Below are 17,075 nucleotides of genomic sequence, written 5' to 3'. Positions count from 1 at the left end.
CAAACTCTTTCTTACGCCAGCGTCGCCAGCGATGAAGCCGAGAACGGCGCCAGGTCGCCAAAGCGTCCCTCGCGCACCTTGGCCGCCCACTGCGGATCGGCCAACAAAGCGCGGCCGACCGCCACGAGATCGAACTCCTCGCGCTCCAGCCGGGCCTCGAGTTCGCCGAGATCGCCGATCTCGGAATCCTCGCGCGTCCGGAACGTCTGCACGAAATCCGCCCCCTTGAGGCCGACCGAGCCCACGGTGATGGTGGGCTTGCCGGTCAGCTTCTTCGTCCAGCCCGCGAGGTTCAGCGTCGAGCCCTCGAACTCGGGCTCCCAGAAGCGGCGCGTCGAGCAGTGAAAGATGTCGGTGCCGGCCGCCGTCAGCGGCTCCAGGAAACGCGCAAGCTCGTCGGGCGTCAGCGCCAGGCACGCCGTGAAGTCCTGCTGCTTCCACTGCGAGAAGCGAAAGATGATGGGATAGTCCGCGCCGACGCGCGCGCGGATCGCCTTGACGATCTCGGCGGCGAAGTGCGTGCGCTGCACGAAGTCGCCGCCCCACACGTCGCTACGCTTGTTCGCGCCCTCCCAGAAGAACTGGTCGATCAGGTAGCCATGCGCGCCGTGGATTTCGACGGCGTCGAAGCCGATCTCCTGCGCCGCACCGGCGGCCCGCGCGAAGGCGTCAATCGTGTCGGCAATGTCGGCGTCAGTCATCGCCGGACCGACCTGCTTGCCGGACGCGGACAGGCCGGACGGACCGTCCGACGGCGCCTCGGGATGATGGCCCGTCCCCGTCTTGCGCATCATGCCCTGGTGCCAGATCTGCGGGGCGATCTTGCCGCCGGCGGCATGCACTTCCTCGACCACGTGCCGCCAGCCCGCGAGACTGGCCGGCGAATGGAAATCGGGCACGTTGGTGTCGTTGGAGGCGGCCGGCCGGTCGACGGTGGTGCCTTCGGTAACGATGAGACCGACGCCGCCTTCGGCACGCCGGCGATAGTAAGCCGCGACGTCGGCGCCCGGGATGCTGTCGGGGCTCTTGGAGCGCGTCATCGGCGCCATCACCACACGGTTGGGCAGCGACAGCGACTTGGTCGAGAAGGGTCGGAAGAGCGGGCTGGTCATGGACGTCTCGCTTGCGGGAATTCTACGTCGCCGTAGGGATAGAAGTTCTTCAGATCGACGTTGCGATACGGCAACCCGTCGAGCCGCACGGTGCCGAGGAAAGGCTCGACCGGCTCGACCAGCAGGATCGTCTTGGCAAAGCCGCTATCGTCGAAGCCGCGGCGGAAGTGCACGCGCGACTTGATGGCGATCGCCTTGAACTGCGCGAGGTCGAAGGCCGGGCCCGCAAGTTCCGACGGCTCGACGATCTGCGTGAGATAGCGGCTGATCAGCACGACGTTGCCCCGGCCGAAGGCGACGCTCACCCAGAGGGTGCCATGGGCTTCGTGCGCGCCGATCACCGTACCGGTGACGCGGACCGGCTGGCCGGCCGATTCGTCGGCGAGGCCACCGATTTCCCGGTCGAACGCATCGCCCACCTTCACGCCCTCGGCCTTCAGCGCATCGATGGCCTTGGCATCGGCGATGGTGGCGATCAGCACGTCCGAGAGATCCTGCTCGATCACTTCCTTCAGGATCCAGGTCGCGTAGCCCGACCGGTCGCTATGGTCGGCCAGCACGACTGGAGTCTCGCCGCGCGCCATCGCCTCCTTGGCGAGCCGGACGCCCTCGGGGATGGGATGGACTTTCGCTGTATTGAGCAGCGCTTCGCGGCGGCGCCATGCCCAGGACGACATGTCGTCGGCGACCTTCTGGGCCAGCGCCGGATTGCCGTTGGTCATGACCTGGAAGGTCATGCCGACATCTGGCACGTCGGCGAAGGGGAAGCCGAAGAAGACGTTCACGTAGAGGTCGGGCTCGCGCGCTTCCCAGACGAGGGCGCGCTGCACGAGGTCCATCCACGGCGAGGCGCCGGTCCATTGCAGCACGGTCGGCGTGATGATCGGCACCTTCACCGTCACCGTGGCGGGAACGTAATCGCCGCGGATGGCGCGCACCAGCATGCGCGCCGCACGCTCGCCCTGGAGATGGCTGTCGTAATGCGGGAAATATTTGACCGTGAAGGCCATCTCGGCCTGGGCCAGGAACGCCTCGTCCTCGTTGCCGTGCGGATCGAAGGTGCCGACGATGAAGGCGTTGCGCCCGACCACCTCGCGGACGCGGCGGGCGATGTCGGCCTCCGGCCGCGCGACGCCGCGCACGCCCATTGCGCCGTGCAGACTGAGATAGACGCCGTCGAACGGCCCCTGCTCCTTCAGGCCGGCGACCATCCGGCCGAGAAAGGTCTCGTAGGCTTCTTCCGTGATCCAGCCCGAGCCGGTGCCGGTCCGCGGCCACAGCGGCGATTCAATGCCGACAAGTTCGACACCGTCATACTCGCGCGCCACCTTCACGAACCCGCCCATGTAGGACCTGGGATCGTGCGCCAGCAGCGCTTCGCCGCTGGCCGGGGAACCGGGATAGATGAAATCGGCGAGCGTGGTGTCGTTCGGGAGGAACGTCACCGTCTCGTGGGCGAACTGCAGGACGGCGATACGCATCGCGCCGCCCGCCCCGCTAGCGCGTCGGGACCGGGCGCTCGCCGGAATAGTCGTAGAAGCCGCGCTTGACCTTGCGGCCGATCCAGCCGGCCTCGACATACTTCACAAGCAGCGGGCACGGACGATACTTCGAATCGGCCAGGCCTTCGTGCAGCACCTGCATCACCGAGAGGCAGGTATCCAGGCCGATGAAGTCGGCCAGCTCGAGCGGGCCCATCGGATGGTTGGCGCCCAGCTTCATGCCGGTATCGATCGCCTCGACGTTGCCAACGCCCTCGTAGAGCGCATAGACCGCCTCGTTGATCATCGGCAGCAGGATGCGGTTCACGATGAAGGCCGGGAAGTCCTCGGCATTGACCGGCTTCTTGTCGAGCTTGACCACGACCTCGCGCACCGTGCGGAAGGTCTCCTCCTCCGTAGCGATGCCGCGGATCAGCTCGACCAGGCCCATCAGGGGGACCGGGTTCATGAAGTGCATGCCCATGAACTTGCCGGGCCGGTCGGTGACCGCCGCAAGCCTGGTCACCGAGATCGACGAGGTGTTGGTCGCGAGCAGGACGTTGGCCGGCAGGCCCTCGCAGACCTTCTTGAAGATCTCGCGCTTCACCGCCTCGTTCTCGGTCGCCGCCTCGACGATCAGGTCGCAATCGGCGAACGGCTTGTAATCCGTGGCGGTCGAGATGCGCTTGAGCGCCGAGTCCTTGTCCTCTGGACGGATCATGCCGCGGCCGATCTGCCGATCCATGTTGCGGCTGATCGCGTCGATGCCCTTGTCGAGATGGGCCTGGTCGATATCCGCGAGCCGGATATCGAAGCCCTTCAACGCGCAGACATGGGCGATGCCGCTGCCCATCTGGCCGGCACCGATGACTCCGATGCGCTTGATCATGATGGGTACCCTCGGGTTACTTTACTTTTTTTCGATCGCGGCAGTGAGCTCGGGGACGAGCTGAAAGAGATCGCCCACAAGTCCGTAGTCGGCCACCTGGAAGATTGGGGCTTCCTCGTCCTTGTTGATCGCCACGATCGTCTTGCTGTCCTTCATCCCGGCGAGATGCTGGATGGCGCCGGAGATGCCGATGGCGATGTAGAGGTCAGGCGCGACCACCTTGCCGGTCTGGCCGACCTGATAGTCGTTCGGCACGTAGCCCGCATCGACCGCGGCGCGGCTGGCGCCAAGGCCGGCGCCGAGCTTGTCGGCCAGGGTCTCGAGCATCTTGAAGTTCTCGCCGCTCTGCAGGCCGCGACCGCCGCTGACGACGATCTTGGCGCTGGTCAGTTCGGGTCGCTCGCTCTTGGAGAGCTCGGCGCCGACGAAGGACGAAAGCCCCGTGCTGCCCGTGCCCTCGATCTGCTCGATCGTGGCCGAACCGCCGCCGGCCGCCGCCTTGAAGTTGGTCGGACGGACCGTGACGATCTTGATCTTGTCGGTGCTCTGAACCGTCGCCATCGCGTTGCCGGCGTAGATCGGGCGCACGAAGGTGTCGGGCGAGACGACCTGGATCGCCTCGGAGACCTGCGCGACGTCGAGCAGGGCCGCGGCGCGCGGGGCGACGTTCTTGCCGACCGAGTCGGCGGCCATCACGATGTGGCTGTAGTTCGGCGCCAGCTTGACGACCAGCGGCGCGATGTCCTCGGCCAGCCAGTTGGCGTAGGCCGCGTCCTCGGCCTGCAGCACCTTGGCGACACCCTGGATCGCGGCCGCCGACTTGGCGGCCTCGCCGGCGTTGCTGCCGGCCACGAGCACATGGACCTCGGCGTCCATCTGGCCGGCGGCCGCTACAGCGTTGGCGACATTGGCGCGAACGGTCTTGCCGTCATGCGCGGCGACAACGAGGACGGCCATCTCAGATCACTCCCGCTTCGTTGCGCAGCTTCTCGACCAGCTCCGCGACGGTCTTCACCTTGATGCCCGACTTGCGCTTGGGCGGCTCCTCGACCTTCAGCGTCTTGAGGCGCGGCGCGACGTCGACACCCAGCGCGTCCGGCGCCAGCGTCTCGATCGGCTTCTTCTTCGCCTTCATGATGTTGGGCAGCGAGGCGTAACGCGGCTCGTTCAGGCGCAGGTCGGTGGTGATCACCGCCGGCATCTTGATCTTGATGTTCTCGAGGCCGCCGTCGACCTCGCGCTTCACCTCGACCGAGCCGTCGGCGACATTCAGCTTGTTGGCGAACGTTCCGATCGACCAGCCGAGCAGCGCGGCCAGCATCTGGCCGGTGGCGTTGGAATCGTCGTCGATCGCCTGCTTGCCGACGATCACCAGGCCGGGCTGCTCCTTGTCGACCACGGCCTTCAGCAGCTTGGCGACGGCCAGCGGCTGCAGTTCGGCGTCGGTCTGAACCAGGATGCCGCGGTCGGCGCCCATGGCGAGCGCGGTGCGGATCGTCTCCTGGCACTGGGCCGGGCCGGCCGAGAAGGCGATGATTTCGGTAGCGGCGCCCTTCTCTTTCATGCGGATCGCCTCTTCCACGGCGATCTCATCGAAGGGGTTCATGGACATCTTGACGTTAGCCGTCTCGACACCCGTGTTGTCGGCCTTTACGCGGATCTTGACGTTGTAGTCGATGACCCGCTTGACCGCGACCAGCACTTTCATCGCGTTGCGCCTATCGGTGAGTTGCGGCCGGACTGACCCGTCCGGCGAAGGGGTTTTCGTGTAGGGGTGTTGAGCCGATCATGTCAAGGCTATGGCGCACTGCACAAAACCGCAGTGTGGAAGCTTTTTTCTCAATTTTTCAACAGCTTGCCGGCTAGCGCGCCCCGCCCGGTACCCACAGCACATCTGCCGCACCATTGTCGTTGACCCGGCGGGCCAGCACGAACAGGTGGTCCGAGAGTCGATTGATGTACTTGACCGCCTCCGGATTGATCTCCTGCTCGGCCGCCAGATGCGTCATGCAGCGCTCGGCCCGACGCGCCACGGTCCGGGCGAGATGCAGCCACGAGGCGGTCTCGCTGCCACCCGGCAGGATGAAAGACTTGAGCGGCTGCAACTCGGCGTTCATCGCATCGATTTCGCGTTCGAGGCGCTCGACCTGCGAGGCGACCATGCGCAGGGCCGGCTCGTCGCGCTTCGCCTTGCCTTCGGGCGTGCAGAGATCGGCACCGAGATCGAACAGATCGTTCTGGATCCGGCTCAACATCGCGTCGGCTTCGGCGAGGCGCGGATCGGCACTGCCGGCGCGCGTGATGGCGCTGCGCGCCAGTCCGATCACCGAATTGGCCTCGTCGGTCGTGCCATAGGCTTCGACACGGATGTCGTGCTTGGCCACGCGTTCGCCGCGGCCGAGCGACGTCATGCCGGTGTCGCCACCGCGCGTGTAGATGCGATTGAGGGTGACGGCCATCGGTTAGCTCCTGCTCGCGAGGTACCAGAGAAGGATCAGCACGACCGTGAGCAGCTGCAGGCGCACGCGCCACCACATCATGCGGTTGCTGCGGCGGCTGCCCTCGATGTTGCCGTCCTGGTTGCGGCTCATGTTGATCAGGCCGGCGAACAGCGTGCCGAGCGTGGCAAACGCAGACACCAGCACGAGGACGAAAAGAACGTTTGCGAGAGTCATAGGGGCTTATCCCGCATTGTGCCTGCCCGCGCCAGTACGGGCGCCCGCCCAGGGCCGCGCGTCGCGCGAAGCTGCCGTGCCGGTGGCGAGGCGGAAGATCGTCTCGGCGGTCTGCTCGGCCGACCACAGGGCCGCGTGTACCGTGCCGTACTCGACCGGCTCGGTCGCCTCGCCGGCAAAGAACACGCGATTTCCCAGCGGCCGCGCATGTTCGGTGCAGTCGTCGGGATCGCTGCCGACACCGGGATAGGAATAGCCGCCGCGCGACCAGGGATCGCTCAGCCAGCGCGGAAAGACCATCGCAACGGGCTCGGGAATGTCGTCGCCGAACATCGCGCGCAGTGATCGCATGGCAACGCCCGTCACCTCCGCATCACTCGCCTCACGGTCGAGATGGATCGCGGTGTGGCCGTTGCAGAAACTGAGCAGGATCGGCAGGCCGGTCTCCTGCTGATGACTGACGAAGGTGTTGAAGCCACCGCGCCGCTCGGGCGAATCCGGAAGGCGCCCGAACCATTTCGGCGACTCCGGCCAGAAGCGGTGCGGAAAGCGCAGGTAGATCTTGCCCAGGACGCCGGCGCCGTAGCCGATCCGGCCGATCGCCGTCCGCTGAAGTTCCGGCGGGGCGGGATCAAGCGCCGGCAGGCCCGCGCGCAGCAGCCCGACCGGCACGGCGATCACCGCGCGATCCGCCTCGATGCGCTCGCCGCCCTGCAGGATCGCGGTCACCCCGTCGCCCGTCCATACCACCCGCTCGACCGCCGCGCCCTGGCGGATGTCGAGCCCGTGCGCGACGTCGTCGACCAGGGACCTGTAGCCGCCCCTTGGCTGGGCGTTGCGCTCGAGTCCTTCTGTGGGGAACCACTCCTCTGCCGCAACCGCGTCCCAGGGCGCGCTCTGCACGCCCTCACTCATCTCGACGAAGGTCGCGACCACCAGCCGGTCGATTTCCGGCAGCCACGACGCCGTGAGCAGCGGCTCGACGGCTTCACGTACGGAGATCGAGCGCGGACCGCGGACGCGGGTCAGCGCCTTGCTTTTCCAGCTCGCCCATTCGATGGCCGCCTTGAAGGCAAGCCGCCCCATCACCGCACGCCGGCGCTGGCCCTCGCGCGTCGGCGAGGTCGCCCGCTTGTCGATCAGCAGGCGCTCGCCCTGCGATTCGACCAGTTCGATGCCGAGCTTCTCACACCACAAAGTGAGCGGATTTCCCTCGACGCCATGCACCCAGGATCCGCCGAGATCGACCGGCGCGCCGACGCGATCGTCCGTCCAGGTCCGGCCGCCGATACGTCCCCGCGCCTCGAGCACGCTAACGGCAAAACCCGAATCCTGCAGCAGCCTGGCCGCGACCAGCCCCGCCATGCCCGCACCGACGACGACGATACGCTCGCCGTTGCCCGATCCCATCGACCACGAACCGGTGCGGCTCACCGTCCGGCCCATGCGAGCATCGGCAGCGAAGACATCGAATCGAACGTCCGACCGCCCGCAGCGCGCAACGCCTCGGCGTCGCTGTACGGGGCGCCGACATAGGCGAGCGCGCGCATGCCGGCGGCACGGGCCGCTTGGATGCCGGGGAGCGAGTCCTCGACGACGACGCTGTCGAAAGGCTGCTCGTTCATCTCAATCGCGGCGTGAAGGAAGAGGTCCGGGAAGGGCTTGCCGCGGGGCACCTGGGTCGAACTGAAGATGCGGCCCTCGAAACGCGACCACAGGCCGGTGATGCCGAGCGTGACACGCATCTTGTCCAGACCGCCGGAGCTCGCGACGCAGGTCGCAATTCCCGCCGCTTCGATTGCATCGATCGCTTCGACGACGCCGGGGACGGTGCGCAGCGGCGCGTCGCGGAAAGCCTGCATTGTGTCAGCCTGCAGACGGTCGACGAAATCAACGGGCAGAGCACGGCCGAGTTCGCCTTCGACGATCTCCACGCACGACCTCATCGAGCGGCCCATCAGGCGCCGCATCGTGTCCTCGACGTTCCAGTCGAGACCCTCGCGCCGGAGCGCGCGGGCAAAGCAGGTGTTGGCGAGGGGCTCGCTGTCGACCAGCACCCCGTCGCAATCGAATATGACCAGCACGCCCCAGGAGTATCAGTAAGGCTTGTCGCCTGCCACCGTGACCCGGTTGCCGCTGCGGGTGTGCGGCCAGTAGTCCCACATCGCGCGGTGCTGGGCGCAGCGATTGTCCCAGAAGGCGATGGAATTCTCCTGCCAGCGGAAGCGGCACTGAAACAGCGGGTTTTCCATGTGTTCGTAGAGATAGCGCAGGATCGCATCGCTCTCGTCGCGTGGCAGGCCGACCAGCGAGCGCGTGAATCCGCGATTGACGTAGAGGCCCTTCTTGCCCGTCACCGGATGGGTCCGTACCACCGGATGGATGGCGCGCGGATACTCCGGCTTGTCGACGACGTTATAGTTCTTGTAGAGGCCGCGATAGACCGACTCGCCGTCATGCACGGCGGTCAGGCCGTCGAGATAGGTCTTCATGCGATCAGACAGCGCCTCGTAGGCGGCATACATGCTGGCGAACAGCGTGTCGCCGCCCTTCGGCGGACACTTCTTGATGTAGAGGATGCTGCCCATCGGCGGCTCGAGGTCGCAGCTCACGTCGGTGTGCCAGCCCTCGCCGTTGGCGCGCGGCGAATCCTTGTCGGCATGGATGATCATCAGCTCGGGCTTGCCGGGTTCGCTCGGCGCCGCGGGATGGGTGTGCAGATCGCCGAACAGGCGGCCGAACGCCAGGTGCTGATCCTGGCTGATATGCTGGTCGCGGAAGAAGATGACCAGGTTCTCGGCCAGCGCGCGATGGATCTCATCCTGCTGCCGGTTGGACAGCGGCTGGCTGAGGTCGATGCCGCCGATCTCGGCACCGAGGATCGGCGTGAGCTTGTCGATGGTGATCGTCTCGTACGGGGCGCTTTCATCGGTCGTGTGCCGGTAGCGCGGGCCGGCATTGGCGTTCAGGGATCCTGCCATGGGTCTCTCCTATTCAACCTTGATGTTGGCTCGACGGATGATCTGCCCCCAGCGGTCCTTCTCGGCGCTGGCAAAGGCCGCGAACTCGGCCGGAGGCATGAGCTTGGGCGTGCCGCCCAGCGCCGCAAGGCGCTCGACGACCTCGGGCATCGCCGACACGGTGTAGAGGTCCGCGTTGATCCGGTTCACGATCTCCGCTGGCGTTCCCTTCGGCGCATAGAAGCCCGTCCAGGTCGTCAGCAGAACCTCGGGAAGACCCGCTTGCGCCGCCGTCGGCATCTCCGGCACGGCGGCGTAGCGTTCGCTGTCGGTGACGAACAACCCCTTGAGCGCGCCGCGGTCCATCGCGATCTTGGCGTTGACGGTGTCGATCATCATGAAGGTGAGCAACCCGCTCTGCACGTCGGGGATCGCCTGCGGATTGCTCTTATAGCCGACATAGACCGCGTCCACGCCCGCCGCCATCTTGTAGAGTTCGGAGGCCACGCGGGCCGGCAGCGATCCCGCGCCGTAATTGTACTTGCCGGGCTCGGCCTTCAGCTTCGCCGTCAGTTCCGCCGCGGTGTTGATCGGGCTGTTCCTGTCGACCAGCAGCACGAAGGGCGAGGTGCCCATGCGCGAGATCGGCGCGAAGTCGGCGATCGGGTCGTAAGGCAGCTTGTCGTAGATCGCCGGATTGACGACCTGCGTCATAGCCGAGGTGGCGAACAGCGTCAGGCCGTCGGGCTTGGCGCGCGCGACCGATTCGGCCGCGGGGATGCCATTGCCGCCGCCCTTGTTGTCGATCACGACGGGTTGACCCCACAGCGCCGAGAGGCGCTCGGCGTAGACGCGCGCGCTGATGTCGGTCGCCGCGCCGGCCGGAAACGGCACGACCATCGTGACGCGACCGGCGGGAAATTTCTGCGCCCGCACGATGGAAGGCGCCGCGAAGGCCGCAACGCCCAGCCCCATCCCGAACTGCCGTCTGCCGATCATGTTTCCTCGTCTTTTCTTGTCATCGGCCTATAGACCCTTTTGCCGTCGACCGCCGGGCTGAAGTCGACATAGTCCGTATTACGGAATAGCTTCCCGCATGGCCATCGAGCCCGTTCGCCGCAGTTTCGCAATCTTGGAAGCGCTGAGCCAGCGCCCGCACGGAACGATTGCGGCGCTGGCAAACGAGACGGGCCTGCCCCGCCCCACCGTTGCGCGCCTGCTCAACACGCTGGTCGAACTGGGATACGTGACCCAGGTCTCGCGGCTGATCGGCTATCGCCTCACCGACCGCGTGCTGGGTCTGGCGCAGGGCATTCGCTTCATCGATCATCTCGTCGACATCGCCGCGCCGCACATGCAGCGCTTCACGCAGGAGCATGGCTGGCCACTGTATCTCGGCTCGATCAGCCACCGCGCCATCACCATCCGTTATTCGACCGCGGCCGAGAGCCCGATGTCGTTCGAACGGACGGCCCTCCATCGCCGCAGCCCGATCCTGTCGGGCGCGCTGGGGCGCGCCTGGCTCGCCTTCTCGGCAGACGATGAGCGCCGCGCGATCCTGCGCGATCTTGGCGTACGCCACGACGCAAAACTGGCAGAGGCCTTTGCCCGCATACGCCGGCAGGGCCATGCCTTCTCGGTCGTGACGCGGCCGGCCCGCCTGCAGGGTATCGCCGTCGCGATACAGAGAAACGAGCGCGTGCTGGGATGCATCTCGATGCGTTTCACACGCTCGGCAATGAGCGAAGCCGAGGCCGGCGCCCGCTACGGCGCGCCGCTGACTGCGCTCGCACGCGCCATCGCCACCGACGCCGCGAGCGAGTAGTTTGCGCGCAAATCAACGGAGGAAACATGCCGGCATTCGACGCCATCGCAACGCAGACCGTGCGCAAGGCAAGCCATCTCGAACCCGCTTTCGTGCACAATGAAGACGTCGAGGCCGCAGCGCGAAAACTCGCCGCCCGGAAGAAGAAGCCCAACATCCTGATCTATCTGATGGATGATGTCGGCTGGGGCGATTTCGGCTGCTATGGCGGCGGTGTCGCCGTCGGCGCTCCGACGCCCAACTTCGACAGGATCGCACGCGGCGGACTGCAGCTCACCTCCTGCTATTCCGAGCCCTCCTGCTCGCCGTCGCGCGCCACGCTGCACACCGGCCGCGTTCCGAACCGTCACGGGCTGCATCGCCCGCCGATGTACGGCGAACCCGGCGGGCTGCAGGGCGAGATCACCTTGCCGATGCTGCTCGGCCAAGCCGGTTACACGACGCAGGCGGTCGGCAAATGGCATCTCGGCGAGAACGTGGAGAGCCAGCCGCAGCATGTCGGCTACGACGACTTCTACGGCTTCCTCTCCGTTTCCGACATGTACACGGAATGGCGCGACCCGCACTTCTTCCCGGAAATCGTCTATTCGGACGCGCGCACCGAGTGGATCAAGAACATGCCCTTCAACCGTTGCTTCGTGCACGCGACCAAGGGCAAGGAACTGACCAACGTCGAGGAGGTGACGATCCCCGTCCTCTCCGAACTCGACGAGAAGTGGTGCAAGTATTCCGAGGCGTTCATCGAGAAGCAGGCGAAGTCAGACAAGCCGTGGCTGCTCTATCACTGCACGCGCGGCGCACACTTCGACAACTATCCGGGCGAGAAGTTCCTCGGCAAGTCGCCGGCCAAGCATCCCTACAAGGACACGCTGCTCGAACTCGACGAGATCATGGGCCGCCTCGTCGAGGCGCTGCGCAAGTCCGGCCAGCTCGAGGACACGCTGATCTTCATCTCGTCCGACAACGGCCCGCATATGGAAACGTGGCCGGACGCCGCCTTCACGCCGTTCCGCTGCGCCAAGGGCTCGACCTGGGAAGGCGGCGTGCGCGTCCCGGGCCTGATGTACTGGCCGGGCACGATCGAGGCAGGCCGCCAGAGCGACGGCCTGTTCGACTTCAACGACATCGTACCGACGGCGCTCGGCCTGGCCGGCGCTTCGGACCTGCTGCCGTCCGACCGCTATATCGATGGCGTCGACCAGAGTTCGTTCCTGCTGGCGCCCGATGGCCTCTCGAATCGCAAGTACCACTACTATTGGCTCAGCCAGACCTTCTCGGGCATGCGCTGCGGCGAATACAAGATGGTGCTGTCGGCCACGAGCGACAACGCGACGGACGCGTTCGGCACCGGCGGCTTCACCGGCGTGCTGGAGCGCTACACCTATCCGAAGCTGTTCAACCTCTATCTCGACCCGAAAGAGCAGCACAATTACCTGACGCGCAAGCTGGCCTACATCGAGGCCTTCCAGCTCGGCATGCGCAACCATCTGGGTACCTTCAAGAAGTACCCCGCCAAGAAGATCATGGGCATCAAGGTGGACGACAAGCGCGAGTAGCCGCCTGCCGAATCCAAGACCTTGAACACTGTCACCATGGAATCGGAGCGCCGCGGTGATCGAAGAAGCCGCCAGTGCTGCCGGGCGGCAGGCGCTCGATCACTTCGAGCAGACGCCCGGCCGCCAGGTCGGGCGTTTGCACGTCGAGACCTGCCTTGACGAAGGGCGACGAGAGCGCTGTGGCCACCGTCCCGGGATGAAGTGCCACACAAAGTGCGGCCGGCTGGCGGCGGCCCAGCTCGATGGCCGCCGTGCGGACGAACTGGTTGAGCGCCGCCTTCGAGGCGCGATAGCTGTACCAGCCGCCCAGCCGGTTATCGCCGATGCTGCCGACCCTGGCCGACAGAGTGGCGAATACCGAGCGCCCCTGGCGCGGCAGCAACGGCAGGAAGTGCTTCATCAGCAGAGCCGGCCCGATGGCATTCACGGCAAAGGCCTTGGCCATCTGCGCCGCATCGAGATCGCGCCAGCTCTTTTCAGGGGAGAGCCCATCATCGTGAAGGATTCCGCTGGCATCGATGATCAGGCGGACGTCTCGCCCGAGCCCGGCAACATGGCGGGCCGCTCCAGCAATGCTCTCTTCGTCCGTCAGGTCGAGCGGCGGTGAGCTTCTTCGACCCAATCCCAGCACCGTGCCGAAGCGGGATTGCGCCGAGAGGTGTTCATGCAATGCGCTGCCGATCCCTCCCGACGAGCCGACAACGATGGCAATGCCTCCCAGGAGATGCGCGTCAGCCGCCCCAGACATCGTCATAGCGGGCGGTGCCGTCCTTCAGGGGGAAATGACGGTAGGTGCGATAGGCGGAAGTCATCGAAGCCTGCCGGAAGACGAGCCCCGTGATGATGACGCCGGCCGCGACGAGGACATGGAACACGATGAGTTCGCCGTACCAGATCCATGCCCCCGCGCTGAGGCAGAAGATGTTGGTCCACATGACGCTGAGGAACAGCATGAGCTGGAATCGCTGGGCCGCCGGCAGCGTTCGAAGCGGGTTGACGCTGGAGTCCATGACGGCGCGATAAAGAGAACTCATGTTTTGATCCTTGTGAACACTGCAACCAGTACGCGTCGGGAGCGGTGGCGGATCACGCGTGCGACATGGCAGCCCCAGCCATCGTGGGGACTTGCCGCCGAACGCTTGCACAACCAACTGTCAGGCAATCGACCGCCGCGTCGGTCTGGAGCCCTCATGACACTGGCAAACTTCCTCTTCGTGCTCGTCCTCGTTTCTGCATTTTCAACTCTGGTGGTTCTGTTCGTCGGAGTGCTCTCGATGGGGCGCGATGAAGCCGACGCGACGGCCGGCGCGAGCCGCAGCAACCGCCTGATGGTCTGGCGCGTCCGGCTGCAGTTGATCACCGTCCTGCTGATACCGCTTTGGTATCTGGCCAGCCGCGCCTGAGGCAAAGCTCAGGCCGCTGTACGGGTAACACTCCGCTCAGCACGATCCCTGGGCCGAACGGCCAGCCCCGGAACGAGCGTGTGTCTAGTTGCGGCCCTCGATCAGGCCGCGGCAGACGACCTGGGCCTGAATCTCGGCCGCGCCCTCGAAGATGTTGAGGATGCGGGCGTCACACAGGACGCGGCTGACGGGATATTCCATCGCGTAGCCGTTGCCGCCGTGGATCTGCAGCGCATTGTCGGCATTGCTCCAGGCGACGCGCGCGGCCAGCAGCTTGGCCATGCCGGCCTCGATGTCGCAGCGCCGGTCGGAATCCTTTTCGCGCGCGGCGAAGTAGGTGAGCTGGCGGGCGATCATGGTCTCGACAGCCATCCAGGCGATCTTCCCGGCGACGCGCGGAAACGCGTACAGCGGCTTGCCGAACTGGATGCGGTCCTTGGCGTAGCGCAGGCCGAGTTCGAGCGCGTTCTGCGCCACGCCGACGGCGCGCGCCGCGGTCTGGATACGCGCGCTCTCGAAGGTCGCCATGAGCTGCTTGAAGCCCTGCCCCTCCTTCTCGCCCAGCAGGTTGGCGGCCGGCACCTCGAACCCGTCGAAGCCGATCTCGTATTCCTTCATGCCGCGATAGCCGAGCACCCTGATCTCACCGCCGCTCATGCCCTTGGCGGGGAACGGCTCGGCGTCGGTGCCGCGCGGCTTCTCGGCAAGGAACATCGACAGGCCCTGATAGCCGGGCTTCGAGGCATCGCTGCGCGCCAGCAGGGTCATGATGTCGGCGCGCGCGGCGTGGGTGATCCACGTCTTGTTGCCGTTGATCTTATACGTGTCGCCCTCGAGCACGGCGCGGGTGCGCAGGCTGGCCAGGTCGGAACCGGTGTTGGGTTCGGTGAACACCGCCGTCGGCAGCAGCTCGCCCGAGGCGATGCGCGACAGGTATTTCTGCTTCTGCGCCTCGGTGCCGCCGGAGCGGATCAGCTCGGCCGCGATCTCCGAGCGCGTACCGAGCGAGCCGACGCCGATATAACCGCGGGACAGTTCCTCGGTGACGACGCACATGGCCAGCTTGCCCATGCCCAGTCCGCCCCACTCTTCGGGGACCGTGAGTCCGAACACGCCGAGATCGGCCATCTGCTGCACCACTGGCAACGGGATCAGCTCGTCGCGCAGGTGCCAGCCATGGGCGTGCGGCGCCACCTCGGTGTCGACGAAGCGGCGGAACTGACGGCGCACCTCGTCGAGCGCCTCATCATCCAGCCCGAGCGCGCCGAAGCCGCCGGTGTCGAGGCCGTCCGAAATGAGTTCGGCGATGCGGCCGCGCACCGCCGGCGTGTTGCCGGCGATCAGCTTCGCGACGGCGGGCGTCTCTAGCGCCGAACCGTCCAGCCCGAAGTCGCCCGGCCGCACGATCTCGACCTGGCTGATGGCGATGCCGCCCTTCAGCTGGGCGAGATACTCCCCATAGGCCGACTGCAGGATCAGGCTTTCGAGTTCGCCACCCGCGCCCGCTTCGGCCCAGCGCCGCATCTGGCGCAGCGCCGCCACGTAGGTCGCGATCCAGGCGAAGCCGTGCGCGGCGAACTGCTCACGCTCCAGCAGCTTCGCATCGACCTTGCCCTGCGGCGCCACCAGCGCCCGCACCGCTTCGCGGGCAGCGGTCTCATGGCGGCCGGCCGCGCCCTCGGCTTCGGCGCAGAGGGGGAGAAGGTCAGCGAGAATCAGGGACATGGCAGGCTCAAATCATCTCCTCCCCCGTCTCACGAGGGAGGTGCCCCGAAGGGGCGGAGGGGAAAACAACAAACCGGACGGGGGGCTTTCCCCCTCCGGCCTTCGGCCACCTCCCCCGCGTTGCGGGGGAGGCAGGACTCTTACTCGTCCAGCGCGTCCTCGAGGGTGCGCAGGCCGGGGCGCTTGGCGGAGACCAGCACCGCCATGTTTCCGGGCTTGTGCTGGTTCTTCCACATCTTGGTGTGGGCCTTGGGAATGTCGGCCCATTCGAAGACTTCGCTCATGCAGGGATCGATGCGGCGCTCGATCACCAGCTGGTTGGCCTGGCTGGCCTGCAGCAGGTTGGCGAAGTGGCTGCCCTGGATGCGCTTCTGGCGCATCCACACGAAGCGCGCGTCCATGGTGAGGTTGAAGCCGGTGGTACCGGCGCAGAAGACCACCATGCCGCCGCGCTTCACGATGTTGCACGACACCGGGAAGGTCTGCTCGCCGGGATGCTCGAACACGAAGTCGACGTCGTTGCCCTTGCCGGTATGTTCCCAGATGGCGGCGCCGAACTTGCGCACCTTCTTCATGTACTCGGCATAGGTCTTCTGGTCGTCGACGTCGGGAAGCTGGCCCCAGCAGTCGAAGTCGTTACGATTGATGACGCCGCGCGCGCCGAGCGACATCACGAAATCCTTCTTCGACGGATCGGAGATCACGCCGATGGCGTTGGCGCCGGCCGTCGCGATGAGCTGGATCGCCATCGAGCCCAAACCGCCCGCCGCGCCCCACACCAGCACGTTGTGGCCGGGACGCAGGATGTGCGGACGATGGCCGAACAGCATGCGATAGGCGGTGGCGAGGGTGAGCGTGTAGGAGGCGCTCTCCTCCCAGGTGAGATGCGCCGGGCGCTTCATGAGCTGGCGCGCCTGCACCTTGCAGAACTGGGCGAACGAACCGTCGGGCGTCTCGTAGCCCCAGATGCGCTGGCTGGTGGAGAACATCGGGTCGCCGCCGTTGCACTCCTCGTCGTCGCCATCGTCCTGGTTACAGTGGATGACGACCTCGTCACCGACCTTCCAGCGCTTCACCTTGGCGCCGACCGCCCAGACGATGCCCGAGGCATCGGAGCCGGCGATATGGAAGGGCTGCTTGTGCACGTCGAACGGCGAGATCGGCAGGCCCAGACCCGCCCACACGCCGTTATAGTTCACGCCCGCCGCCATCACGAGGACCAGCACCTCGTCCTCGCCGATCGTGTGGGTCGGCACGACCTCCAGCTGCATCGACTGCTCCGGCGGCCCGTGACGGTCGCGCCGGATGACCCAGGCGTACATGTTCTTCGGCACGTGTCCGAGCGGCGGAATTTCCCCGACTTCGTAGAGATCCTTCTTCGGCTGGTTGGCCGTGGGATGAGGGCGAGCCGCGAAAGCGACGACGGACATGGCAAATCCTCCTGCGTTG

The 17,075-nt window shown here is 66.2% G+C and carries 18 protein-coding genes; 3 read left to right on the top strand and 15 right to left on the bottom strand.

Going from position 1 to position 17,075, the window contains the following annotated elements; translation table 11 throughout:
• Positions 1-11 precede the first annotated feature (11 nt).
• The 11 genes from ACQY78_RS25555 to ACQY78_RS25505 form a co-directional block, all read right to left on the bottom strand.
• Complete coding sequence (locus ACQY78_RS25555) at positions 12-1,112, bottom strand: NADH:flavin oxidoreductase (RefSeq protein ID WP_428680464.1); 1,101 nt, start codon at positions 1,110-1,112, stop codon at positions 12-14.
• Positions 1,109-2,593, bottom strand: coding sequence for a M81 family metallopeptidase (locus ACQY78_RS25550; protein WP_428680462.1), 1,485 nt, complete (start codon positions 2,591-2,593; stop codon positions 1,109-1,111). The genes ACQY78_RS25555 and ACQY78_RS25550 overlap by 4 nt, the downstream gene beginning before the upstream one ends.
• Before the next feature lie 16 nt (positions 2,594-2,609).
• Positions 2,610-3,482 carry a 3-hydroxybutyryl-CoA dehydrogenase gene (locus ACQY78_RS25545; RefSeq protein WP_425064795.1) on the bottom strand — a complete coding sequence of 291 codons (873 nt, stop codon included), beginning with the start codon at positions 3,480-3,482 and terminating at the stop codon, positions 2,610-2,612.
• A gap of 21 nt (positions 3,483-3,503) precedes the next feature.
• Complete coding sequence (locus ACQY78_RS25540) at positions 3,504-4,439, bottom strand: electron transfer flavoprotein subunit alpha/FixB family protein (protein WP_428680458.1); 936 nt, start codon at positions 4,437-4,439, stop codon at positions 3,504-3,506.
• 1 nt (position 4,440) lies between these two features.
• Positions 4,441-5,190 (bottom strand): electron transfer flavoprotein subunit beta/FixA family protein, encoded by a 750-nt coding sequence (locus ACQY78_RS25535; RefSeq protein ID WP_425064793.1) that lies wholly within the window; start codon positions 5,188-5,190, stop codon positions 4,441-4,443.
• A 154-nt stretch (positions 5,191-5,344) separates the two neighbouring features.
• Positions 5,345-5,941 carry a cob(I)yrinic acid a,c-diamide adenosyltransferase gene (locus ACQY78_RS25530; protein ID WP_428680455.1) on the bottom strand — a complete coding sequence of 199 codons (597 nt, stop codon included), beginning with the start codon at positions 5,939-5,941 and terminating at the stop codon, positions 5,345-5,347.
• Positions 5,942-5,944: 3 nt separating this feature from the next.
• Positions 5,945-6,157 (bottom strand): twin transmembrane helix small protein, encoded by a 213-nt coding sequence (locus tag ACQY78_RS25525; RefSeq protein ID WP_428680452.1) that lies wholly within the window; start codon positions 6,155-6,157, stop codon positions 5,945-5,947.
• A 6-nt stretch (positions 6,158-6,163) separates the two neighbouring features.
• The gene (locus tag ACQY78_RS25520; RefSeq protein ID WP_428680449.1) at positions 6,164-7,603 is read right to left on the bottom strand and encodes a flavin monoamine oxidase family protein; all 1,440 of its coding nucleotides are present in this window, start codon (positions 7,601-7,603) and stop codon (positions 6,164-6,166) included.
• Positions 7,588-8,241, bottom strand: coding sequence for an HAD family hydrolase (locus tag ACQY78_RS25515; RefSeq protein ID WP_428680446.1), 654 nt, complete (start codon positions 8,239-8,241; stop codon positions 7,588-7,590). Before ACQY78_RS25515 ends, ACQY78_RS25520 begins: the two co-directional genes overlap by 16 nt.
• 12 nt (positions 8,242-8,253) lie before the next feature.
• The gene (locus tag ACQY78_RS25510) at positions 8,254-9,138 is read right to left on the bottom strand and encodes a TauD/TfdA dioxygenase family protein (protein WP_428680444.1); all 885 of its coding nucleotides are present in this window, start codon (positions 9,136-9,138) and stop codon (positions 8,254-8,256) included.
• A 9-nt stretch (positions 9,139-9,147) separates the two neighbouring features.
• Positions 9,148-10,116: a Bug family tripartite tricarboxylate transporter substrate binding protein gene (locus ACQY78_RS25505; protein ID WP_428680442.1), complete on the bottom strand. Its 969-nt coding sequence runs from the start codon at positions 10,114-10,116 to the stop codon at positions 9,148-9,150.
• 97 nt (positions 10,117-10,213) lie between these two features.
• Here ACQY78_RS25505 and ACQY78_RS25500 point away from each other — a divergent pair, with 97 nt between their 5' ends.
• Both ACQY78_RS25500 and ACQY78_RS25495 read left to right on the top strand, forming a co-directional pair.
• The gene (locus tag ACQY78_RS25500) at positions 10,214-10,942 is read left to right on the top strand and encodes a helix-turn-helix domain-containing protein (RefSeq protein WP_428680440.1); all 729 of its coding nucleotides are present in this window, start codon (positions 10,214-10,216) and stop codon (positions 10,940-10,942) included.
• A gap of 26 nt (positions 10,943-10,968) precedes the next feature.
• A complete protein-coding gene (locus ACQY78_RS25495) occupies positions 10,969-12,498 on the top strand; it encodes an arylsulfatase (protein ID WP_428680438.1) in 1,530 nt (509 codons plus the stop codon).
• Positions 12,499-12,529: 31 nt separating this feature from the next.
• Here the strand turns inward: ACQY78_RS25495 and ACQY78_RS25490 are convergent, their stop codons facing one another.
• Together ACQY78_RS25490 and ACQY78_RS25485 are read right to left on the bottom strand one after the other, a co-directional pair.
• Positions 12,530-13,168 carry an SDR family oxidoreductase gene (locus tag ACQY78_RS25490; RefSeq protein ID WP_428680436.1) on the bottom strand — a complete coding sequence of 213 codons (639 nt, stop codon included), beginning with the start codon at positions 13,166-13,168 and terminating at the stop codon, positions 12,530-12,532.
• Between the two features lie 61 nt (positions 13,169-13,229).
• Positions 13,230-13,532 carry a hypothetical protein gene (locus ACQY78_RS25485; protein ID WP_425064780.1) on the bottom strand — a complete coding sequence of 101 codons (303 nt, stop codon included), beginning with the start codon at positions 13,530-13,532 and terminating at the stop codon, positions 13,230-13,232.
• A 156-nt stretch (positions 13,533-13,688) separates the two neighbouring features.
• Here ACQY78_RS25485 and ACQY78_RS25480 point away from each other — a divergent pair, with 156 nt between their 5' ends.
• A complete protein-coding gene (locus tag ACQY78_RS25480) occupies positions 13,689-13,901 on the top strand; it encodes an HIG1 domain-containing protein (RefSeq protein ID WP_428680433.1) in 213 nt (70 codons plus the stop codon).
• Positions 13,902-13,985: 84 nt separating this feature from the next.
• On the opposite strand, the gene ACQY78_RS25475 is transcribed toward ACQY78_RS25480, so the two are convergent.
• A complete protein-coding gene (locus tag ACQY78_RS25475; RefSeq protein ID WP_428680431.1) occupies positions 13,986-15,626 on the bottom strand; it encodes an acyl-CoA dehydrogenase family protein in 1,641 nt (546 codons plus the stop codon).
• 140 nt (positions 15,627-15,766) lie between these two features.
• The gene (ccrA, locus tag ACQY78_RS25470) at positions 15,767-17,056 is read right to left on the bottom strand and encodes a crotonyl-CoA carboxylase/reductase (protein WP_428680428.1); all 1,290 of its coding nucleotides are present in this window, start codon (positions 17,054-17,056) and stop codon (positions 15,767-15,769) included.
• Positions 17,057-17,075 lie beyond the last annotated feature (19 nt).

The organism is Reyranella sp. (assembly GCF_965279625.1).
Classification (GTDB): Bacteria; Pseudomonadota; Alphaproteobacteria; order Reyranellales; family Reyranellaceae; genus Reyranella.
Note: the sequence above shows the minus strand (reverse complement) of the source record. Positions and strands in the feature narration are given on the sequence as shown.